This window comes from Burkholderia sp. HI4860 (genome assembly GCF_002223045.2).
In the GTDB taxonomy this organism is placed as follows: domain Bacteria; phylum Pseudomonadota; class Gammaproteobacteria; order Burkholderiales; family Burkholderiaceae; genus Burkholderia.
This window is the reverse complement of the sequence record NZ_NKFO02000001.1, coordinates 906350-929001: the sequence shown is the minus strand read 5'-3', so window position 1 is coordinate 929001 and position 22652 is coordinate 906350. Positions and strand designations below refer to the sequence as shown.

18 protein-coding genes are annotated in these 22652 nt (G+C 65.0%); 9 read left to right on the top strand and 9 right to left on the bottom strand.

Going from position 1 to position 22652, the window contains the following annotated elements:
- Positions 1–114: 114 nt before the first annotated feature.
- The 5 genes from CFB34_RS04195 (at position 115) to CFB34_RS04175 (ending at position 7263) form a co-directional block, all read left to right on the top strand.
- Entirely contained in the window at positions 115–384 is a 270-nt protein-coding gene (locus CFB34_RS04195) for a PAAR domain-containing protein (RefSeq protein ID WP_089441349.1), read from the top strand.
- A complete protein-coding gene (tssI, locus tag CFB34_RS04190; RefSeq protein WP_089441348.1) occupies positions 385–4239 on the top strand; it encodes a type VI secretion system Vgr family protein in 3855 nt (1284 codons plus the stop codon).
- A complete protein-coding gene (locus CFB34_RS04185; RefSeq protein ID WP_242808560.1) occupies positions 4205–5110 on the top strand; it encodes a hypothetical protein in 906 nt (301 codons plus the stop codon). The genes tssI and CFB34_RS04185 overlap by 35 nt, the downstream gene beginning before the upstream one ends.
- A 67-nt stretch (positions 5111–5177) precedes the next feature.
- Complete coding sequence (locus CFB34_RS04180) at positions 5178–6185, top strand: hypothetical protein (protein ID WP_242808559.1); 1008 nt, start codon at positions 5178–5180, stop codon at positions 6183–6185.
- A gap of 205 nt (positions 6186–6390) precedes the next feature.
- Positions 6391–7263 (top strand): hypothetical protein, encoded by an 873-nt coding sequence (locus tag CFB34_RS04175; protein WP_089443761.1) that lies wholly within the window; start codon positions 6391–6393, stop codon positions 7261–7263.
- 93 nt (positions 7264–7356) lie between these two features.
- On the opposite strand, the gene CFB34_RS04170 is transcribed toward CFB34_RS04175, so the two are convergent.
- From CFB34_RS04170 to CFB34_RS04140, 7 genes are all read right to left on the bottom strand, one after another.
- The gene (locus CFB34_RS04170) at positions 7357–8274 is read right to left on the bottom strand and encodes an SMP-30/gluconolactonase/LRE family protein (RefSeq protein WP_089443760.1); all 918 of its coding nucleotides are present in this window, start codon (positions 8272–8274) and stop codon (positions 7357–7359) included.
- Positions 8275–8325: 51 nt separating this feature from the next.
- On the bottom strand, positions 8326–9345 hold the full coding sequence (gene araH, locus CFB34_RS04165) for an L-arabinose ABC transporter permease AraH (RefSeq protein ID WP_089433524.1): 1020 nt from the start codon (positions 9343–9345) through the stop codon (positions 8326–8328).
- Between the two features lie 32 nt (positions 9346–9377).
- The gene (gene araG, locus CFB34_RS04160) at positions 9378–10922 is read right to left on the bottom strand and encodes an L-arabinose ABC transporter ATP-binding protein AraG (RefSeq protein ID WP_089443759.1); all 1545 of its coding nucleotides are present in this window, start codon (positions 10920–10922) and stop codon (positions 9378–9380) included.
- A 20-nt stretch (positions 10923–10942) separates the two neighbouring features.
- Positions 10943–11947, bottom strand: a complete 1005-nt coding sequence (locus tag CFB34_RS04155) for an arabinose ABC transporter substrate-binding protein (protein WP_089443758.1) — start codon at positions 11945–11947, stop codon at positions 10943–10945.
- A gap of 83 nt (positions 11948–12030) precedes the next feature.
- The gene (locus CFB34_RS04150) at positions 12031–12960 is read right to left on the bottom strand and encodes a Gfo/Idh/MocA family oxidoreductase (protein WP_089443757.1); all 930 of its coding nucleotides are present in this window, start codon (positions 12958–12960) and stop codon (positions 12031–12033) included.
- A 36-nt stretch (positions 12961–12996) separates the two neighbouring features.
- Positions 12997–13926 (bottom strand): dihydrodipicolinate synthase family protein, encoded by a 930-nt coding sequence (locus tag CFB34_RS04145; protein ID WP_089443756.1) that lies wholly within the window; start codon positions 13924–13926, stop codon positions 12997–12999.
- 103 nt (positions 13927–14029) lie between these two features.
- Positions 14030–15781 (bottom strand): IlvD/Edd family dehydratase, encoded by a 1752-nt coding sequence (locus tag CFB34_RS04140; RefSeq protein WP_046548787.1) that lies wholly within the window; start codon positions 15779–15781, stop codon positions 14030–14032.
- A 114-nt stretch (positions 15782–15895) separates the two neighbouring features.
- On the opposite strand from CFB34_RS04140, the gene CFB34_RS04135 reads away from it, so the two are divergent.
- Complete coding sequence (locus CFB34_RS04135) at positions 15896–16846, top strand: LysR substrate-binding domain-containing protein (protein WP_089443755.1); 951 nt, start codon at positions 15896–15898, stop codon at positions 16844–16846.
- A gap of 24 nt (positions 16847–16870) precedes the next feature.
- Here CFB34_RS04135 and CFB34_RS04130 read toward each other — a convergent pair whose 3' ends face one another.
- Entirely contained in the window at positions 16871–17347 is a 477-nt protein-coding gene (locus CFB34_RS04130) for an OsmC family protein (RefSeq protein WP_089443754.1), read from the bottom strand.
- A 131-nt stretch (positions 17348–17478) separates the two neighbouring features.
- Here CFB34_RS04130 and CFB34_RS04125 point away from each other — a divergent pair, with 131 nt between their 5' ends.
- Positions 17479–18120: a GntR family transcriptional regulator gene (locus CFB34_RS04125; protein WP_089443753.1), complete on the top strand. Its 642-nt coding sequence runs from the start codon at positions 17479–17481 to the stop codon at positions 18118–18120.
- Positions 18121–18233: 113 nt separating this feature from the next.
- On the opposite strand, the gene CFB34_RS04120 is transcribed toward CFB34_RS04125, so the two are convergent.
- Positions 18234–19274, bottom strand: coding sequence for a LacI family DNA-binding transcriptional regulator (locus tag CFB34_RS04120; RefSeq protein ID WP_089443752.1), 1041 nt, complete (start codon positions 19272–19274; stop codon positions 18234–18236).
- Positions 19275–19462: 188 nt separating this feature from the next.
- On the opposite strand from CFB34_RS04120, the gene ugpC reads away from it, so the two are divergent.
- Together ugpC and CFB34_RS04110 are read left to right on the top strand one after the other, a co-directional pair.
- Positions 19463–20611, top strand: a complete 1149-nt coding sequence (gene ugpC, locus CFB34_RS04115) for a sn-glycerol-3-phosphate ABC transporter ATP-binding protein UgpC (protein WP_089443751.1) — start codon at positions 19463–19465, stop codon at positions 20609–20611.
- A gap of 9 nt (positions 20612–20620) precedes the next feature.
- Positions 20621–22606: a beta-galactosidase gene (locus CFB34_RS04110; RefSeq protein ID WP_089443750.1), complete on the top strand. Its 1986-nt coding sequence runs from the start codon at positions 20621–20623 to the stop codon at positions 22604–22606.
- Positions 22607–22652: the final 46 nt, after the last annotated feature.

Here is a 22652-nt window from a genome sequence, read left to right as displayed (position 1 = left end):
AATATCAGTCGACCTGCTAATTAAAATATTGAAAATTACCAAACTCCATCTTGAAAATTGTGCGGCGCTTTGATGCGAGGTAAAAGAGTGCCTCATTCCTCGAACGTGTCATCGATGAAGAACGCACAAGGCCTCGAAATGGTTCGACTTGGAGACGCCACCGATCATGGCGGCACCGTCATTGAAGCTGCCAGTAATCTGAAGCATCTTGGCATTGGTGTCGCTCTTGATGGCCACGACGTTCGTTGTCCGAAATGCGGTGGCGTTTTTCCGTTGCTGGCGAGTGGCCCGCGTACCCATCACGGTCGGCGCGTGGGCTATCACGGCGACAAGACCGGGTGCGGTGCGACCATCATTGGTCAGCGGACGACAGGGGCAGCGTAAATGGCGCTTTTTGTTCAAGCTCGCACGCTGTCGATCGCGGGTGCGTCATTGCCGACCTATGGCGTGGATGCGCTGCCGGTATTCATCCCGGTGCGCCTGCAAGGCACCGAAACCATCGGCCGCCTCGACGAATGCCGCTACCTCGTCACACTGCGCACCGACGACGCCTATGCTATTTCGCCGAGCCGCACGGCCGATCTCGATCTGGACAAGATAGTCGGCACGGAAGTCACCGTGTCGATCCAGCTCGAAGGCAAAGGTCGGTTCATGCCGGGGCTGGCGGGTAACACCGGGCGCGGCAACATCGGGGCGGGTACGCGCCAGATCACCGGATTGGTCGAAGTGGCACGGCTTGCCGGTCAGGATCGTGACGCGATCCTGTACGAACTCGAACTGCGGCCATGGCTCTATCGCGCGACCCTCACGCAGGATTGCCGGCTGTTTCAGGATATGACCGTCGTTGAAATCACCGACGCAGTCCTCTCGAAATATCCCTACCCCGTCGACAAGCGCCTTGGCGCCTTTCGGGGCGTCTACCCGAAACGCGACGTACAGCGACAGGCCTTCGAATCGGACTGGGCGTTCCTGCAACGGCTCTGGGAGGAATGGGGCATCTGGTGGTGGTTCGAACATGATGACGGCCATCACCGTCTGGTCCTGTGCGACACGATGGGCGGACACCAACCGCACGGCGAGGCTTACGAGACGTTGCGCTATCTGCCGCCTGGCGGTCAGCGCATCGACGAGGAACACATTCACACGCTGTCCGTGACCAGTCGATTGACGGCAGGGTCCGTGAGCGCCACCGATTACGACTACACGAGGCCACGCGCGAGGCTTGGCGTGTCCGTGGAAGACCCTCGACCGACGGCCAGCTCCGATGGCGAGATTTATGAATGGGGAGACTACAGTCAGCCGCTCGCCGGCGCCCAAGGGCTGACGGGCCAGCCGAACGATACGGAGGGGGAGGCGCGGCACTTCGCACGTGTGCGGCTTGAGGCGCAGCGCTGTGCCGGGCGACGGGCGAACGGTAAAGGAAGTCTGCGCGGCCTCACGGTCGGCCACACCTTCACGCTCATCGGCCATCCGCAACAGGCGGCGAATCGCGAGTATGTGGTTGTGTCCTGCACGCTCGATATCGAGGAAGTCGCAGGGCGAGCCGGCAGCGCGCAGACCTATCGTGCCGACGCGCAATTCGAACTGCTGCCGACGAACGAGCTGTTCCGGCTCGAGCGCAGCGTACGCAAGCCCATTATGGGCGGCCCCGAGAAAGCGATCGTCGTCGGCCCCGCCGGGCAGGAAATCTGGACGGATCAATACGGCCGCGTGAAGGTGCAATTCGCATGGGACCGGCAGGGCAAGCACGACGAGAATTCGGGCATCTGGCTGCGTGTGCTGTCGCCTTGGCAAGGCGCGGACATGGGTGCGACGTTCATTCCGCGCATCGGTCATGAAGTGGCGGTGTCGCACTACTACGGCGACCCGGATTTGCCGGTGATCATCGGGAGCGCCGTCAACGCGTTCCGCCAGCCTGCACTGGACCAACCGCACAACCACGCGGTGTCGGTCATTCGTGGCCGGGAGCTCCATGGCACGGCATCCGGCCATCTGGCGATCGACGATACGCGGGAACAAATCCAGACGCAGCTTGCCAGCGACGCGGGCATGTCGATGCTGAGCCTCGGCAACCTTCGGCGAATGACGCGCAAGACGGGGCGCGCCGATGCTCGCGGCAGAGGCTTCGATCTTCGGACCGATGACTGGGGCGTTGTCCGGGCGTTGAAGGGCATGCTCTTCTCGGCAGACGGACAACCAGGTGGCCCGGGCCACGCGAAGGACGCCAAGGAGGCGGTGGGCCGGCTGACGCAGGCGCGCGCGCTGCAAGAAAGCCTTACGAATTTGGCGCAGCAGCACGACGCACAACAACGTGGTGCAGACCAGAGCGATGTAACCCGTACGATCAAGGCGCGTTGCGATGCGATTCGGGGAACACCGTCCGGTACGGTGGACGAATTCCCGGAGCTGACGGAACCCGACATTGTGATGACCGGGCCGGCGGGGATTAGTCTTGCGGCCGAGCGTAGCACCCATATCGCGAGCGCAGAGGATGTGGCGGTGACGACCGGTCGACATGTCGGGCTTGCCGTGGGGCGTTCGCTGTTCGCGAGCGTGTCGAATGCGTTTTCGCTGTTCGTGCACAAGGCGGGCATCGCGCTGGTCGCCGCGGCGGGGAAAGTGCGGATCGAAGCGCAGACCGATGGTGTCGACCTCACCGCAAGGAAGACCATCAACATCACGAGTACGACTGACAGTATCCATCTGCATGCGGCAGAGGAAATCGTACTGCACGCGGGCAGTACGGAGGTTCGCATCAGCGATCAAGGTTACGTCGTGCGGACGGCCGGCGAACATACGGTCTATGCAGGCAGCCATCAGACAGACGCGGCGCAGGTGCGGCCGATGCGCGTGCCAGTCACGCCCGACAATCCTGGGCAGTTTGCCGCGCACTTTGTGCTGGTGGAACACGACAGTGGGTTTGCCCTGCCGAACCAGCCGTACCGCGTCACGCTCGACAACGGACGCGTGATCGAGGGCGTAAGTAACGCGCTGGGCGAAACGGAAGTCGTGACGAGCCACGACATCGCGTTCGGCACGGTGGAACTGCTGGCGGCGAGCGATCCGGACAGGGTGATTGCGGTGAACCGGGCGGCCGTCGTGCGTGACAACACGACGCCCTACACCGCGCAAGCTCCGAACGCCGACAAACGCACCACGACGATCAAGGGCAAGAAGGTCAGCACCCCGGAACAGGGAGCGACGTCCGAGCGTCAGCCGGCCGCGTTCGCGACCTGCGATCCGCTGAACTTCGGGTTGCGCTTCCATCACTTCATCGACGGGGCTAAACAGGGCGATACGCCCCCGGACATGCCGGTACGTCGTGATATTGAGTATCCGGTGACCAAGGCCTATACGGCGGCGATCAAGAAGGCACTCGATGGGATTGAGTGGGGAAAGTTCAATACGTTAAGCGGCGAGATATCAAGAAGCCTGAAGGAAAATATCGCGCTTGCGGTTGGCAATGTATTGAATACCGCTCTTGCGGCAGGGCCATTTGGATTGCCAAGTGGTTCTTCAGGGAACCCAATGAATTCAAATGGGGCGACTCCCAAGATCGATATTGTTAATGCAACGGAAGGTTTTGCCAAATACAACATGCGCTCGGACGTAAGCGCGTCGTTCTCCATACCAAAGTGGACGATCGTCATTCAAGAAACCGAGATACTGAAGATCATCGCATCATCAAACAATGCAGCGACCTTGAATGGCAACCTGAAGGCGTTCGCCGACTTTCTTTATCACGAAGCACGACACTGCCAGCAGGCATTCTGGATGATGGCTTTGCTTAATCAGCACAGCGACGATTATTATTTGTTTCATAAAATAAATGTAATTTATCAACAATATGTCCACGAAGATATTTACGCGATTGCAAAGAAAACTCAAATCCCCAGCGATGCACGGGTTGCCACCGGACTTCATCGCATGTTGATTTTCCACTATTACTGGATGATTTCGTATCTGCAGAATCAGACGGGCGGATCCTATCTGAAGCCCGACGTGCCAATTGCACAGGCCGAGGTGTGCAAGCTGTTGAGAGTGTCGCCAGAAACAGCGGCCAAGATGGTGAAATTCGAAGAGGGATACCGGAGCCAGTTACATGAAGAAGATGCTTATGCGTGTGCGGAAGTGGTGCAAGCCTATTGGGACCGCCCTGATCGTGCTTTCGTGCGCAACCCCGGTACGTGCACAGGAGGATACGATGCTTCACTTAACGCCGTTGGGGGAGGGATTTGAAATGCACACGACAGCCGAGGAGCAGCGCGTCGCGCTGCGCACCATCCTTAACACAGCAATGGCGATCCTGCGCGATGACGCACCATACGATCCGAAGAATATTCTCTTTGGTACAAACTACACGACGTGGACGCACCCTCCGGCAAAAGGATTTCTTTATAAGTACGCCAATCGTGCGCTACGTCGAACGACGATCGAATTTTCCACAGGCGACGACCCGGAGGACTACAGCGATAATCGCGACAAGGTAAAAATTGTTCCGGCCGGAGTAAGGATTATTTTCGACGCAAGGGTTGCTGGTTTGTCGGCTACGGAAATTAAATCACTTCTTCAGTTGGAGGACTACTGGGTCGACGGAGAGGGAAATCGTCGATACGGGAACGAGATGATGGTACACGATCCGAATATGCCGAATTTGCGATCCTTCCGCTACCGCTCAAAAGACATTCCGGGAAGCAAGTTTCCCGTGAATGTGAATCTACTTTACGTAAATTCGCTAGACGGATCATCTCCGCCCTTCCTTGATGAAGTGAGAATTCGCCGCACATACAAAATCTTGACGCCCGAGGAACGCAGGCAACGTCGCCTTGAAGAGCGGCAGGCGAAACGTCAGAAATACGGCGAAATGAACCTGTGCACTGGCATGTTGTGTCCCGAGACCGGGTTGTGGGAGGGATTCTCCACGGTTTCTAGCCACTCATTGGTGGTCTACAAGGGGCGAGCATTCCCCACGGTCCGCACGTTGATGCCTTGGGAGGAACGCGAACAACGGCGGCCTACCGAGCACGTGCCGGGCCGCTGGATGTGGCTGCGAGAGCCGCACGATCATCCGGTATGGTGGATGCACGACCCGGAATTTAATCAAGCGTGACCCGGAAAGACGAAAACCCATAAGCAAAAAGATGGTGAGTTTCGAAGAGGATATCGGAGCCAGTTACATGAAGAAGATGCTTATGCGTGTGCGGAAGTGGTGCAAGCCTATTGGGACCGCCCTGATCGTGCTTTCGTGCGCAACCCCGGTACGTGCACAGGAGGATACGATGCTTCACTTAACGCCGTTGGGGGAGGGATTTGAAATGCACACGACAGCCGAGGAGCAGCGCGTCGCGCTGCGCACCATCCTTAACACAGCAATGGCGATCCTGCGCGATGACGCACCGTACGATCCCGAGCATATTGTCTTCGGAACAAATTTCACAACGTGGACGCACCCTCCTGCAAAAGGGTTTCTTTATAAATACGCAAATCGTGCACTGCGCGGGACGAAGATCGAATTTTCTACTGGCGACGATCCAGAGGACTACAGCGATAACCGCGATAAGGTAAGAATCGTTCCAGCTGGGGTAAGAATTGTCCTCGACGCGAGGGTTGTCGGATTGCCGGACACGGAAATCAAATCACTTCTCCAGCTAGAGGACTATTGGGTTGATGGAGGTGGGAGGCGAAACTACGGAAATCAGGTTGGTGGGCATACTCCGGCCGACCCGAATTTGGAAGGTTTTCGGTATCGATCGAAAGATGTTCCGAGCAGTAAGTTCCCGGTGGATGTTTCACTTTTTTACGTCACTTCCCCCGACGGATCATCTCCACCTTTCCTTGATGAAGTGAGAATTAGCCGCGCATATAAAATATTGACGCCCGAGGAACGCAGGCAACGTCGCCTTGAAGAGCGGCAGGCGAAACGTCAGAAATACGGCGAAATGAACCTGTGCACTGGCATGTTGTGTCCCGAGACCGGGTTGTGGGAGGGATTCTCCACGGTTTCCAGCCACTCATTGGTGGTCTACAAGGGGCGAGCATTCCCCACGGTCCGCACGTTGATGCCTTGGGAGGAACGCGAACAACGGCGGCCTACCGAGCACGTGCCGGGCCGCTGGATGTGGCTGCGAGAGCCGCACGATCATCCGGTATGGTGGATGCACGACCCGGAATTTAATCAAGCGTGACCCGGAAAGACGAAAACCCATAAGCAAAAAGATGGTGAGTTTCGAAGAGGATATCGGAGCCAGTTACATGAAGAAGATGCTTATGCGTGTGCGGAAGTGGTGCAAGCCTATTGGGACCGCCCTGATCGTGCTTTTGTGCGTAACCCCGGTACATGCACAGGAGGATACGATGCTTCACTTAACGCCATTGGGGGAGGGGTTTGAAATGCAGGCGACAGACGAGGAGCAGCGCGTCATGCTGCGCGCCATCCTTAAAACAGCAATGGCGATCCTGCGCGATAATGCGCCATACGATCCCGAGCATATTGTCTTCGGAGCGAATTACACGACGTGGACGCATCCTCCCGCAAAAGGGTTTCTTTATAAATACAAAAATCGTGCGCTGCGCGGGACGAAGATTGAATTTTCCACTGGCGACGATCCGGAGGACTACAGTGAGGATCGCGATAAGGTGAAAATTGTTCCGGCTGGGGTAAGAATTGTCGTTGACGCAAGGGTTGCCAATCTGCCTGACACGGAAATAAAGTCGCTTCTCCAGTTAGAGGACTATTGGGTTAACTCTCGAGGGAATCATCGATATGGGAATGAAATAAGGACGCGCACCCCCGATGCTCCCAACTTGCAGTCCTTTCGCTATCGCTCAAAAGACGTCCCCGGGAGCAAATTTCCAATCGATGTCGATCTTGGTTACATCAATCCGGTGGATGGATCATTTCCGCAGCGACTGTGGATAGTCGAGATACGCCGCACATACAAAATCTTGACGCCCGAGGAACGCAGGCAACGTCGCCTTGAAGAGCGACAGGCGAAACGTCAGAAATACGGCGAAATGAACCTGTGCACTGGCATGCTGTGTCCCGAGACCGGGTTGTGGGAGGGATTCTCCACGGTTTCCAGCCATTCATTGGTGGTCTACAAGGGGCGAGCATTCCCCACGGTCCGCACGTTGATGCCTTGGGAGGAACGCGAACAACGGCGGCCCACCGAGCACGTGCCGGGTCGCTGGATGTGGTTGCGAGAGCCGCATGATCATCCGGTATGGTGGATGCAGGACGACCCGGAATCTGATCAAGCGTGAGCCGGAAAGACCGAAGTCCATAAGCAAAATCGCGTTCAAGACATCCCCCCGAACTAACCGGATTCTTGTCCGCGAATGGATGGACTTCCCCCGTCATCGCCGGCCATTCAGGCCGCGCGGCGTTCCCGCAAACCGCGCTGTCGGCAACCCCGCGTGCCGCGTCTGCACGACGAACACACCGCCCGCATGCGGGTCGTCGGCCAGCGCATCGTCGCTCAATCCGATGCGCGCGCTCGTCACGTAGAGGCGACTCTCACCGTCGAGCGCCGCGCAACTCGGCTGCGCGGTCGGTACAGCCACGCGATCCGTTTCGACACCGTCCGGCCCGTAGCGCACCACGCGCCTGCCGCCCCACTGCGCATTCCACAGGCCGCCGTCGCGATCGACGATCGAGCCGTCCGGATCGCCGTCGGCATCGGTCAGCCGCGCGAACGGCCGCACGTTCGCGACATCGCCGCCCGCACGGTAATCGCACACGAAAATCTCGCGTACCAGCGAATCGCAGAAATACATCTTCGCGCCATCAGGCGAGAACCCGATGCTGTTCGCGATCGCAGCCGCGGGCAACGCCAGCCGTTCGAGCGTGAGATCGGCATTGAGCCGATAGAACCCGCCCACCGCGCGCGGCGGCTCGCTGCCCTCGTCCTTCATCCCGAACACGAACGCGCCGGAACCGTCGCAGCGCCCGTCGTTCAGCCGCGTCGGCAGCTCGGGCTCGACGTCGACGATCCGCGTGAACGCGCCGCTGCGCAGATTGAAGAACGCGAGATGCGTCGCGAGCCCGACGAGCAGCACGTCCGGGTCGTCGGTCAGCGCGAAACACGCGAGCCGCTCGGGCATCGCCCACGGCGTGAGGTCGGAGCCATCCCCACGGCAGCGCCACAGTTGCGCGCCTTCGATGTCCACCCAATACAGCGCGTGCGTCCTGTCGCACCACGTCGCGCCTTCGCCGAGCGTGTTGCGGGTGTCCGCCAGCAGCGTCGCCTGCGTGGCCGGATGAATCTGTTGCATGCCGTCTCCCGATATCTGTCGCTTATGCAGGCGGCCGCGCGTTCGCCAGGGTCAGATCTTCATCGCGCGCCGCTGGTTGCGACGATACTGGTCGAACAGCACCGCGAGCAACAGAATTCCGCCGCGTATCAGATATTGGTAAAACGTCGGCACGTTCAGCAGGCTCATCGCATCCTGCACGGAGCCCATGATCAGCACGCCGACCAGCACGCCGGAGATCGTCGCGACGCCGCCCGTCAGCGACACGCCGCCCAGCACGCACGCGGAAATCACACCGAGCTCGAGCCCGACCGACGTCTTCGGGTCGCCCAGGCTCATCCGCGACGCGAGCATCACGCCGGCAAACCCCGTCACGAGGCCCTGCAGCACGAACACGGTGATCTTGATGCGCATCACCGGCAGCCCGGCGAGCAGCGCGGCCTCGCCGTTGCCGCCCACCGCGAGCACGTTCTTGCCGAACACCGTCTTGCGCAGCAGGAAGCCGAACACGACGAAGCCGACGATGTTGCTCCAGATCGGATACGAGATGCCGAGGAACGAGCCGCCGCCGAGATCGAAGAAGCGTTCCTCGGAGATCATCACCGCGTCGCCGTTCGACGTGATGAACGCGAGCCCGCGCACGACTTCCATCATCGCGAGCGTGACGATCAGCGAGTTGATCCGCCAGCGCGCGATCAGCACGCCGTTGACGAGCCCGACCGCCCCGCCCGCGAGCACGCCGCCCGCGACGCCGAGCACGACGCTGTGCGTCGCGGTGATCAGCGTCGACGCGACGACGCCCGAGAACGCGACGATCGACGCGACCGACAGGTCGACCTCGCCGAGCGCGAGCACGAACATCATCGTCACCGCGATCGAGCCGATCAGCGTGACCGACAGCAGCAGGCCCTGGATGTTGCGCGGCGTGAGGAAGTCCGGCACGGTCAGCGACAGCGTCGCGAACAGCACGAGGAACACCATCACGATGCCGGAGCGGTTGATCAGCTGCCACACGCCGCCGCGCGCTCGCGCAGGTACGACGGCGGCATCGGGGGACGGGGAAGTGCGTTGGGGTTGCATTGCCTGGCTCATGTCGTTTGCATCCGGTTGATCGTTGCGGGGCGCTAGCGCGGCAGCGCGAGCTTGATCAGCGCGTCGGGCGTCGCCTGCGCCTTCGCGACCTCGCCCGCGATCCGCCCTTCCTTCATCACGATGATCCGGTCCGACACGCCGATCACCTCGGCCAGGTCGCTCGACACGAGGATCACCGTGCGGCCCGCTTCCGCGAGTTCGTAGAACAGGTTGTAGATTTCCGCGCGCGCACCGACGTCGATGCCGCGCGTCGGCTCGTCCATCAGGAACACGTCGATGCGCTCGGCCAGCCAGCGCGCGAGCACCACCTTCTGCTGGTTGCCGCCGGACAGCGCGCCGATCGGCGTGTCGCCGTCGCGGGTCTTGATCGCGAGCCGCTCGATGTAGCGTTGCGCGAGTTCGCGTTCGCGCCGCCCGTCGAGCAGCACCCGCGCCGGGCTGAAATGCCGGCGCGCGCTGATGTTCAGGTTGTCGGCCACCGACGCGATCGCGACGATGCCTTCCTGCTTGCGGTCTTCCGGGCACAGCGCGAGGCCGGCGCGCACCGCGTCGCGCGGGCTGCCGAACGCCACGCGCTTGCCGTTCAGCTCGACGTGCCCCGCGCTCGGGCGCGCGGCGCCGTACAGCAGCTTCATCAGCTCCGAGCGGCCCGCGCCCACGAGCCCGAAGAAGCCGACGATCTCGCCGCGCCGCGCGGTGAACGACACCGGCTCGGACAACCCGGGCCCCGCCAGCCCCTTCGCCTCGATCAGCACGTCGCCGGCCGGGCGCGGCCGGTAGCCGTACACGTCCTCGATCGAGCGGCCGACCATGCAGCCGATCAGCCGGTCGCGGTCGAGATCGGTGACGGCATCGAACGTGTCGATGCGGCGGCCGTCACGGAACACCGTCACGCGGTCGCACAGTTCGTACACTTCCTCCATCCGGTGCGTGACGTAGATGATCGCGCGCCCTTCCGCGCGCAGCGCGCGGATGATCCGGAACAGTTGCGTGGTTTCGCGCGCGGACAGCGAACTCGTCGGCTCGTCGAACGCGATCACGCGCGCGTCGCGCATCAGCGCCTTGCCGATCTCGATCATCTGGCGCTGGCCGATCGACAGGTACTTCACCGGGATGCCCGGATCGATGTGCTCGCCGAGCCGCTCCAGCGCGTCGAGCGCGCGCGCGGCGAGCGTGCGTTCGTCGACCACGCCGAGCCGGCTCGGCAGTTGCCCGAGCATCAGGTTTTCGGCGACCGTCAGCTCGGGCACCAGATGCAGTTCCTGGTAGATGATCGCGATGCCGGCCTCGAGCGCCGCGCGCGTCGACGTGAAACGCTGCTCGGTGCCGTTCAGCGTCAACGTGCCGGCCTGCGGCTGGTTCACGCCGGACAGCACCTTCAGCAGCGTCGACTTCCCCGCGCCGTTCTCGCCCATCAGCCCGTGCACCTCGCCCGCGCGCACCGACAGCGACACGGCGTCGAGCGCACGTACGCCCGGGAACGTCACCGTGATGCCGTCGAGCGCGAGCAGCGGGCCGCCCGGCGGCGTCTCGGCGACATCGTTGCCGGATACGGCCGTCATCGTCTGCGTCGTCATCGCGTTCTCGCCTCGTGCGCTCAGATGCCGAGCTCGGCGCGCACCGCCTGCCAGTTCGCGCGCGTCATCAGCTTGCCGCTCGTCTGCGTGTCGGCCGGCGGCGTCTTGCCGCCGCGAATCCAGTCGACGAGGTTCTGCGTGCTGTCCTTGCCGTGGTTCGTCGAGCTGACGGCGATCGTCCCGTAGAAGCCCGTCGGCTCCTTCTTCTGGAATTCGGCGAACGCCTCGCCCGCGCCGTTGATGCCCACGCCGATCACGTCGGCCGCCGGGATATGCAGCTGCTCGGTCGCACGCACCGCGCCGAGTACGGTTTCCTCGTTCAGCGCGTAGACCACCCACTTCTTCACGTTCGGATGGCGCGCGAGCACCGGCGCGGCCGCGCTGAAGCCGCCTTCGTCGTCGGTCGTCTTCTGCGGCGCGTCGAAGATGTTCTCCTTGCGGAAGCCGTTCGCGAGCAGCGCCTGCGTCGCGCCGTCGGTGCGCAGCTTCGCGGTCGGCAGCTCGTAGTTCGTGATCCGCAGCGCGCCGACTTCCTCGGGCTTCCAGCCGCGCCGCTTCATCTCGTCGGAGATCGCCTGGCCGACCTGGTTGCCGATCTTGGTCGCGGACATCCCGAGGTGCGGCACGTTCGGCAGCGGCTTGCCGGTCGAATCGACGAGCTGGTCGTCGACCGTCACGAACTTCATGTTGTAGCGCTTCGCGCGTGCGGCGATCGCCGGGCCGAGGCGCACGTCCGGCGCGCAGATCACGAAGCCCTGCGCACCCTGCGAGCCGAGGTTGTCGATCGCGGCCAGCACCTTCTCGCCGTCGGGCGTGCCGATCTTCACGACCGAGAAATTCTCCTTCTGGCCGAGCGCGGACGCCGCATTCTGCTCGTTGATGAACCAGGCCTGCTCGGGCATCTTCACCAGGAAGCCGATCTTCAGCGGCGCGTCGGCGCGCGCGGCGCCCTGCATGCCGAGCGGTGCAATGCAGAGCGCGGCCAGCAGCGCGCGCAGGGTATGGCGGCGAATCGTGCGGTTCATGAGGTGTCTCCTTTGTATCGGCTGGTGCCGTGATGTGTGCCGTAATCCGTCATTCGTCGCGCTTCATGCGGAAGCGCGCAGGTTCAGCGGCCGAACGCGTCGGTCTGCACGCGCCGGCCGAACAGGAATGCATCGGCGACGAGCCGCAACGGCCGTACGTCGACGTCGCTTTCGCCACGCGCGATCAGCGCGTGGAAGTGCGCATACAGCGCCGGATACTCACGTTCGGGCCCGAGCTCGACCGGCTCGCCCGCGATCGACAACTGCGCGCCGCCGCGGCTGATCGCGAGCACGCCGTCGGCCGTGTCGACCGCGATCTCCCATTGCTCGACCGGGCCGTGCCGCCAGTCGAATTCCGCACGCACCGGCACGCCGTCGGTATCCGCACAATCGAGCTCGGCGGCAATCGGCGTCTGCACGTCGCTCGGCACGATGAGCGTCGCCTCGCGCAGCACGAGCTCACGCGGCAGGATGCGCGTGACGATCGACAGCGCGTTGATGCCCGGGTCGAACACGCCGAGGCCGCCCGGCTCCCAGATCCACTGCTGCCCCGGATGCCAGCGCCGCACGTCTTCCTTCCAGCGCACCTGCACCGCGCGGATCGCGCGCGTCGCCAGCCAGGCGCGGGCGGGCTCCACCGCACTCGCGCAGCGCGAATGCCAGGTTGCGAACAGCGTGAGGCCGCGCTCACGCGCGAGCGCTTCCAGCACGGCCACTTCGCCGAGCGTCGCGCCCGGCGGCTTCTCGAGCATCACGTGTTTGCCGGCTTCGAGCGCGGCGCGCGCCTGCGCGTAGCGCACCTGGGGCGGCGCGCACAGCGACACGGCGTCGAGCTCGCGCTCGGCGGCCAGCAGCGCGCGCAGATCGCGATAGTTGCGCACCCCGGTGACTTCCGCGTGACGGCTCGCGCACGCGGTCAGCTTGAAACCCGGTTCGGCGTCGATTGCCGGCAGATGCTGGTCGCGCGCGATCTTGCCGATGCCGACGACCCCCAGCGAAACCTGATCACTCATCGTGCGTGCCTCCTTCGCGAATCGTTCGGTGACCGTTCAGTGCGCCCAGCGCAGCACGAGCGGGTCGAGCCGGCGCGCGATCGCGAGCAGTTCCGCGCGCGTGTCCGGATGCAGTTCCGGCATCGGATGCCGCGGCCGCTCGCACGCGATCACGCCGCCTGCGCACATCAGCGCCTTCGCGGTGAGGATCCCGGACTGGCGGTTCTCGTGGTTGATCAGCGGCAGCCACGCCTGGTAGCGCGCGTAGGCGTCGTCATGGCGCCCTTCGCGCCACGCTTCGAGGATCGGCCGGATGCCGTCCGGAAACCCGCCGCCCGTCATCGCGCCGGTCGCGCCCGCGTGCAGGTCGGCGAGCAGCGTGATCGCCTCCTCGCCGTCCCACGGCCCCTCGATGGCATCGCCGCCGAGCCGGATCAGCTCGCGCAGCTTGTTCGCGGCGCCCGGCGTCTCGATCTTGAAGTACGCGACCTGCTCGATCTCGCGCGCCATTCGCGCGAGGAACGGGGCCGACAGCGCGGTGCCGCTCGCGGGCGCATCCTGGACCATGATCGGAATCGCGATCGCGTCGGACACGCGGGTATAGAAATCAAAGATCTGCGCTTCGGGCACGCGGAACGTCGCGCCGTGATACGGCGGCATCGCCATCACCATCGCCGCGCCGAGCTGCTGCGCGCGCAGACTGCGCGCCGCGCACACCTGGGTGCTGTAGTGCGACGTCGTGACGATCACCGGCACGCGGCCCGCGACATGGTCGAGGATCGTGCGCGTGAGCACGTCGCGTTCGTCGTCGGTGATCGCGAACTGCTCGGAGAAGTTCGCGAGGATGCACAGCCCGTCCGAGCCCGCGTCGATCATGAAATCGACCGCGCGCTTCTGGCTCGCGAGATCGAGTTCGCCGGTATCGGTAAACGTCGTCGGAACGACGGGGAAAATGCCGCGATAACGCGGCGTGCTGCTCGATGTCATGGTTCGCGTCCTGCTTCGGCCTCGGTGGCGACCGGCCGTCATGCGTTTACGGTTTCACGTTGCGCGGGCCGGGAGAGCCCGCAACCGGCTGCCGCGCAGCCGCTCAATGCGAATGGCTCGGCACCTCCGCGCCGCGCGTGCCGACCAGGAAGTCGAGGTCGCACCCCTCGTCCGCCTGCAGCACGTGATCGATGTACAGCCGGGCGTAGCCGCCCTTGCCGAGCTGGCCGGCCACGCCCGGCGCCGCGGTCGGATCGACGTCCGACAAACGGCGCTGCAGTTCGTCGTCCGTAATGTCCAGATGCAGCGTGCCGGCCTCGCAGTCGAGCTCGATCCAGTCGCCGTTGCGCACGGCCGCGAGCGGCCCGCCGGCAGCGGCTTCCGGCGCGACGTGCAGCACGACCGTGCCGTAGGCGGTGCCGCTCATCCGCGCGTCGGAAATCCGCACCATGTCCTTCACGCCCTGACGCAGCAGCTTCGGCGGCAGCCCCATGTTGCCGACCTCGGCCATCCCCGGATACCCGCGCGGCCCGCAGTTCTTCAGCACCATCACCGAGCTTGCGTCGATGTCGAGCGCCTCGTCGTTGATCGTCGCCTTGTAGTGGTCGAGGTTCTCGAACACGACCGCGCGACCGCGATGCTTGAGCAGCTCGGGGCTCGCCGCCGACGGCTTCAGCACCGCGCCGCGCGGCGCGAGATTGCCGCGCAGGATGCGGATGCCGCCGTCCGCGATCAGCGGCCGGTCGAGCGGGCGAATCACTTCTTCGTCATAGTTCGGCGCTTCGCGCACGTTGTCCCACAGCGACTTGCCGTTCACGGTCAGCGCATCCGGGTTCGGCAGCAGCCCGCCTTCGCCGAGCCGGCGCAGGACCGCCGGCAAGCCGCCCGCGTAATAGAACTCTTCCATCAGGAAACGCCCCGACGGCATCAGGTCGACGATCGTCGGCGTGTCGCGGCCGATGCGCATCCAGTCTTCCAGTTCGAGCGGCACGCCGATGCGGCCCGCGATCGCCTTCAGGTGAATCACCGCGTTGGTCGAGCCGCCGATCGCCGCGTTCGCGCGGATCGCGTTTTCGAACGCCGCGCGCGTGAGGATCTTCGACAGCACGAGCCCTTCGAGCGCCATCTCGACGATGCGGATGCCGGACATGTGCGCGAGCACGTAGCGGCGCGAATCGACGGCCGGAATCGCCGCGTTGTGCGGCAGCGCGACGCCGAGCGCCTCGGCCATGCACGCCATCGTCGACGCGGTGCCCATCGTGTTGCAGGTGCCGGCCGAACGCGACATCCCGGCCTCCGCCGACAGGAAGTGATGGACATCGATCTCGCCGGCCTTCAGCGCTTCGTGCAGTTGCCACACGGCGGTACCGGAGCCGATGTTCTTGCCTTCGAGCTTGCCGTTCAGCATCGGCCCGCCCGACACGACGATCGCCGGCACGTCGCAGCTCGCCGCGCCCATCAGCAGCGCGGGCGTCGTCTTGTCACAGCCGGCCAGCAGCACGACCGCGTCGATCGGGTTGCCGCGGATCGCCTCCTCGACGTCCATCGACGCGAGGTTGCGCGTGAGCATCGCCGACGGGCGCAGGTTCGATTCGCCGTTCGAGAACACCGGGAACTCGACCGGGAAGCCGCCGGCCTCGGAGATCCCGCGCTTCACGTGCTCGGCGAGCTTGCGGAAGTGCGCGTTGCACGGCGTCAGTTCGGACCACGTATTGCAGATGCCGATGATCGGCCGGCCGTCGAACTCGTGATCGGGGATGCCCTGGTTCTTCATCCAGCTCCGGTACATGAAGCCGTTCTTGTCGTTCGTGCCGAACCATTGGGTGGAGCGCAGCCTGGGTTTCGTTGCCGACATCGTCAGTCCTGTGGTGACGGGATACCGGCGCAGTCTAGGCAGAATTTTGATAACTGGCTAATGACGTTTTTGGCGATTACGATATCGATTCCGATATCGATATAAACCCGTACGATGCCCGAAGCCAGCCCGTGGGGAAACCGTGGCCGCCTGAAGACGCGCCAGCTTCTGCTGGTCGTCGCGCTCGCCGACGAAGGCAGCATTCACCGCGCGGCGGCCGCGCTGAACATGACGCAGCCGGCCGCGTCGAAGCTGCTGCGCGAACTCGAGGAATCGATCGGCGCGGTGCTGTTCGAGCGCCTGCCGCGCGGGATGCGGCCAACGCTCTACGGCGACGCGCTGATCCGCCACGCGCGCGCGGCGCTCGGCAGCCTCGACCAGGCCCACGAGGAGCTGGCCGCGCTGAAGGCCGGCCATCTGGGCCATGTGGCGGTGGGCGCGATCACGTCACCGGGCCTGCGGCTCGTGCCGCCGGCCGTCGCCGCGGTGAAGGGCACGCATGCCGGCCTGCACGTGTCGGTCGAGATCGACACCAGCAACGTGCTGCTCGAACATCTCGCGCAGGAAAAAATCGACATCGTGATCGGCCGGCTCTCCGCCGAACACGACAAGCTGCGGCTGCGCTACGAGCCGCTGACCGGCGAGCCGGTGGCCGCGGTCGTGCGGCCCGGCCATCCGCTGCTCGCACAAGCGCCGCTGTCGCTCGCGGACGTGCAGCGCGCCGCGTGGGTCGTGCCGCCGGCCGGCAGCGTGCTGCGCCACCGCTTCGATCTCGTGTTCCAGCGCGCGAGTCTCGCGCCGCCGGCGAACCTCGTCGAGACGTCCGCGCTGCTGTTCATCACGCAACTGCTCGAACAGAGCGACATGATCGCGGTGCTGGCCGAGGACGTCGCGCGTTACTACGCGCGGCACGGGATCGTCACGGTGCTGCCGCTGGAGATGGATTGCCGGATGGACGACTTCGGGATCATCACGCGCACCGACCGGCTGCATTCGCCCGCCGTCGCGATGATGGCCGATGCGATTCGCGCGGCGGCGCGGGAGGTTTACGGTGTCGCGCTGTGACGTCGCCGCGGCGGTTCCAGTCGACTACGCGGCGGCGAACTCGATCACCGGTTCGCAGCGGATCGGGAAATTGACCGAGTTCGCGATATAGCACTTCGCGTGCGCATCATGATGCAGATGTGCCGCCCGTTCGCGATCGTCGCCGGCCTGGATCGTCACGTGCGGGCGCAGCACGATTTCCGTGAAGCGGCCTTCATCTGCGCTGTCGAGCATCGTGCCTTCCGCGTTGTCGACATACGCAAGCACGCGAATACCGGCTTCCGAGCACAAATGCAGGTACCAAAGCTTGTGGCACGCCGACGCCGACGCGAGCAGCAAATCCTCGGGGTTCCAGCGCGACGCATCGCCGCGAAACGCCGCGTCCGACGAACCGGGAATATCCGGCTTGGAACCAGCCCGGATCAGATGATCCCGCCCGTACTCGCGATACCCCGACGTGCCGGTGCCGCGATTGCCCGTCCATTCCACTGCGACGCGATACTTGTGTTCGCCAGATGCCATCTCGCTCTCCATTGATGTGGGTTGCTTCGGCCGGGCCGGATGTCGTTTTGCGAAGCCCGCCTGCGCTCGCCATTTTGGCACCGGATTCCCGTTTGGTATACCATTATTCCAAATGGACGGAACATGCAGGCATGGAAGCCAAACTCGATTCCACGGCGGACGCGGTCGCCGCCTCGTTACGGGACATGATCATCAACGGCGAGCTGGAAGCCGGCGAGCGGCTCGTCGAGCGCGACCTGGCCGACCGGTTCGGCATCAGCCGGATTCCGATGCGCGAGGCGATCCAGCGCCTGGAGCGCGAAGGCTTGCTGGACATCTTCAGGAATCGTGGCGCCGTCGTGCGGATGCTGAGTGCGTCGGACGTGCAGGAAATCTACGACCTGCGCGCGCTGCTCGAAGGCGACGCAATCTACCGGAGCGTGAAGCGGCTCGACGACGAGACGCTTGCGCGCGCCGAGCTCGTCCATCGTTTGCTCGGCGATGCGGCCGTGCCGCGCCGGCAGGGCGAACTGAACCGCGAATTCCACGCGCTGCTGTATTCGTGCTGCGGCAACGCACGGCAGTTGAAGACGATCACGGAGCTGCGCAGCCAGGTCGAACGGTACGAGCGCCTGCAGGCCACGCTGCTTGCGGATACGCCGTCGTTCCAGGTCGAGCACGAGGAGATCCTGCAGGCGTGCCGCGAACGCAATGCGCGCGCGGCGCGCTCGATGACGGTCGCGCATCTGGAATCGGCCAGAAGCATCGTGATGCGGCTCGTCGAAGGCGGGTGAGGACGGCGGTGCGTTTGCCGCTTGCCGTGTGCCGTTTGCCAAGGCGGGCGCCACCCGATACCGGGGCGCAACGATCACGACCGCGACCTCGACCTACTCGCCGCCACCACGCATCATGTCGACGGCGCCGCGCCCCCGCCCGCCACACGACCCGTCGTACCCCGCACCACCAGCCTCGGTAGCGACGCGACACGCACGCTCGACGCCGCGTCGCGCTGGCCCCCCGCCTCGCGCAGCGCATTGAGCAGCTCGACCGCCAACCTGGCGGCCTCCGCGGTCGGGATCGCGACGGTCGTCAGCGTGGGCCGCGTGTCGCTCGCCAGGTGAATGTCGGTGATCCCGACGATCGACAGATCATCCGGCACACGCCGGCCGCGATCGGCCGCCGCATGCATCGCGCCGATCGCCGGCAGGTCGTTGGTCGCGACCAGCGCGGTCAACCGCGGGTGCGCGTCGAGCAACCACCCGGCCGCGCGCACGCCGCCTTCGATCGAATCGGGCTCGGCCGTGACGATCGACGCGTCGAGCCCCGCTTCGCGCATCACGTCGACGAAGCCGTCGTAGCGCGCCGCCTGCACCCCGCTCGCCGACCCGCCGATGATCACGCCGATGCGCTCGTGGCCCAGTTCGAGCAAGTGCCGCGTCGCGATCCGCCCCGCCTCGCGGAAATCGATCGCGACACACGGCAACCCGTCGGGCGGCGCCTCGGGCCGCTCCCACAGGCACAGCACGACCGGCACGCCGCGTGCCGCCACGTCGCGCAGATCCGGCAGATGCAGGTTCGCATTCGTCACGAGAATACCTTCGGAGATCGTGCCGGCGATCTGGTCGAGATACGCACGCCCCTGCAACGGATCTTCGTTCGTGTTGCAGACGATCAGGAACTGCCCGTTGCGCCGCACCGCACGCTCGACCGCCAGCGCGAACTCCGGGTAGAACGGGTTCGCGATGCTCGACACCATCAGCGCGACCGTCGGCGCACGCCCCTCCGCCAGCGCCCGCGCGGCGAGATGCGGGCGATACCCGAGCGCCGCCACGGCGTCCAGCACCCGCGCCCGCGTCGCCTCGCCCACCCGGCCGCGGTCGCGCAGTACGTTCGACACGGTCGCGGCCGTCACGCCGGCGCGTCGCGCCACTTCATCCAGGGTTGCCATTGCTTGCTCACTATATGAGACGTCTATCCAGTATTTGCTTCGCTCACCGAAGCGGCGCACTATCGCCGCACACCCTGCCGCCCGACCGACGGGCGCGACTCGGCCGCGATTGCATCGCCTCTTTTTTGATCGCGATGATTAAGCGCTTAATCACTGATGAAAGCGCATTAGAACATGGAGCGGAGACAATGGCGAGCATCTCGATGCGGCGCGTGCAGAAAGCCTATGGCGATCACGCGCCGGTCATTCGCGACGTCGATCTGGAGATCGGCGCGCACGAGTTCTGCGTGTTCCTCGGGCCGTCCGGATGCGGCAAGTCGACGTTGCTGCGGATGATCGCCGGGCTCGAGGACCTGAGCGCGGGCGAACTGTCGATCGACGGCCGCCGCGTCGACGACGTCCCGGCCGCCGAACGCGGCGTCGCGATGGTGTTCCAGAGCTACGCGCTGTTTCCGCACATGACGGTCTACGAGAACATGGCGTTCGGGCTGAAGCTCGCGCGCGTGCCGAAGGCCGAGATCGACCGGAAGGTGCGCGATGCCGCGCGCATCCTGCAGCTCGACACGCTGCTCGATCGCAAGCCGAAGGCGTTGTCGGGCGGGCAACGGCAGCGCGTCGCGATCGGCCGCGCGATCGTGCGCGAGCCCGGCGTGTTTCTGTTCGACGAACCGCTGTCGAATCTCGACGCCGCGCTGCGCGGCCAGACCCGCATCGAAATCGCGAAGCTGCACCGGCAGTTCGAACGCGCGAGCGTCGTCTACGTGACGCACGACCAGACCGAAGCGATGACGCTCGCCGACAAGATCGTGCTGCTGCACGCCGGCGCCGATACCGCGCAGCACGGCAGCATCGCGCAGGTCGGTGCGCCGCTCGACCTCTACCACCACCCGGCGAGCCGCTTCGTCGCGGGCTTCATCGGTTCGCCGCGCATGAACTTCCTGCCGGCCGTCGTGACCGCCTGCGATGCGCGTCGCACGACCGTCACGCTCACACCGTCCGGCGAAACCTTCGTACTGCCACGTGATGGCTCGGCGCTCGGCGCGGGCGCCACCGTGACGCTCGGCATTCGCCCCGAACACCTGACGCTCGGCGTCGCGCACGACGCGACGTCGCTCGCGCGCGACGTCGCACTTGTCGAACGCCTCGGCGAACAGACCTACGTGCATCTCGACCAGCCCGGCGGCCACTCGCTCATCGCGAAGGTGCCCGGCGACGCGCAGGTGCGCAGCGGCGAACGCGTGCGCGTGCATGCGCCGGCCGCGGCCTGCCATCTCTTCACCGAAGACGGCCGCGCGGTGCCCGCGTGCGCCGACGTCCACGTTCACCATTACGCATAAGGATCGGGCATGCGCCTCGGAGTCTGTTACTACCCGGAACACTGGCCGGAAACGATGTGGGCCGACGATGCCCGCCGGATGAAAGCGCTCGGCATCGAGCAGGTGCGGATCGCCGAATTCGCGTGGAGCCGCATCGAGCCGTCGCCGGGCGAATACGACTGGGGCTGGCTCGATCGCGCGGTCGACGTGCTCGGCGCGGCCGGCCTCGAGATCGTGATGTGCACGCCCACCGCGACGCCGCCGAAATGGCTGGTCGATCGCCACCCCGACATCCTCGCGATCGGTGCGGACGGCCGGCCACGCGCGTTCGGCTCGCGCCGCCACTACGACTTCTCGTCGCCGACCTATCTCGACGCGTCGCGCCAGATCTGCACGGCGGTCGCCGAACGCTACGGCCGCCACCCGGCCGTGCGCTACTGGCAGACCGACAACGAGCTGGGCTGCCACCAGACCGTCGTCAGCTACTCGCCGGCCGCGCTCGTGCGCTTCCGTGCGTGGCTGAAGGCGCGCTACGGCACGATCGACGCGCTGAACCGCGCGTGGGGCACCGTGTTCTGGAGCATGGAGTATCGCCATTTCGATGAAGTCGACGCGCCTGTCGGCACCGTGACCGAGGCCCACCCGTCGCACCGCCTCGACTACCGACGCTTCGCGTCGGACGAAGTCGCGCGCTATCACCGGATGCAGGTCGACGTGATCCGCGCGCACTCGCCGGGCCGCCCGGTCGCACACAACTTCATGCAGCTGTTCACCGAGTTCGATCACTACAAGGTGGCACGCGACCTCGACATCGCGACCTGGGACAGCTATCCGCTCGGCGCGCTCGAGGAGCAGTGGTTCGCACCCGACGTGAAGGCGCGCTGGCTGCGCACCGGCCATCCCGATTTCGCGTCGTTCAATCACGACCTCTATCGCGGCATGTCGAAGCTGCCGTTCTGGGTGATGGAGCAGCAGCCGGGCCCCGTGAACTGGGCGCAGTGGAACCCTGCACCGCTGCCGGGCATGGTGCGCTTATGGAGCTGGGAAGCGTTTGCGCACGGCGCCGGCTGCGTGTCGTACTTCCGCTGGCGGCAGGCGCCGTTCGCGCAGGAGCAGATGCATGCGGGCCTGCATACCCCCGATGACCAGCTCGACGAAGGCGGCCGCGAGGCGCAGCGCGTCGCGCACGAGATCGCGACCGTGCACGACGCCGGCGCGGATGCGGACGGTGACGTACGCGCCCCCGTCGCGCTGGTCTTCGATTACGAAGCGAAGTGGCTGTTCGAAGTGCAGCCGCAGGGCGCCGATTTCCATTACCCGCGCTTCGCGTTCGAGTACTACTCGGCGCTGCGCTCGCTCGGCCTCGACGTCGACATCGTGTCCGCGCACGCGCCGCTCGACGGCTACCGCCTCGTCGTCGTGCCGCCGCTGCCGGTCGTCCCGGACGATTTCGCCGCACGGCTCGCCGCCTCCGGCGCGCAAGTCGTGCTCGGCCCGCGCACCGGCTCGAAGACCGTCGACCTGCAGATCCCGTCGACGCTGCCGCCCGGCCCGCTTGCGTCGATCCTGCCGGTGCGCGTGTGGCGCGTCGAATCGCTGCGGCCGAACGTGACCGAGCGGGTCGACGGCACGCTGCGCGACGGCGCGCCGCTCGCCGGCACCGCACGCCACTGGCGCGACTTCGTCGAATTGCACGACGACACGCACAGCGTCGTGCCTGCGCGCTTCACCGACGGCCACCCGGCGTGGGTATCGCACGGCACGCTGCACTACTGGGCCGCGCTGTTCGACGACGCGACCACCGTTCGGCTGTTCGCCGATGTCGCGGCCGAAGCCGGCCTCGCGCCCGCCCCGCTCGGCGACGGCGTGCGCGTGAGCCGCCGCGGCGGCCTGACCTACGTTTTCAACTACGGCGACGCACCGCACACGATCGACGCGGTGCCGCCGTCCGCGTTCGTGCTTGGCGCGGCGCAAGTCGGGCCGCAGGACGTGGCCGTGTATCGAAGCCGTTCGTAGCAACCGCGACCGGCGCCACGACGCGCCGGTCACGCACAACGACACC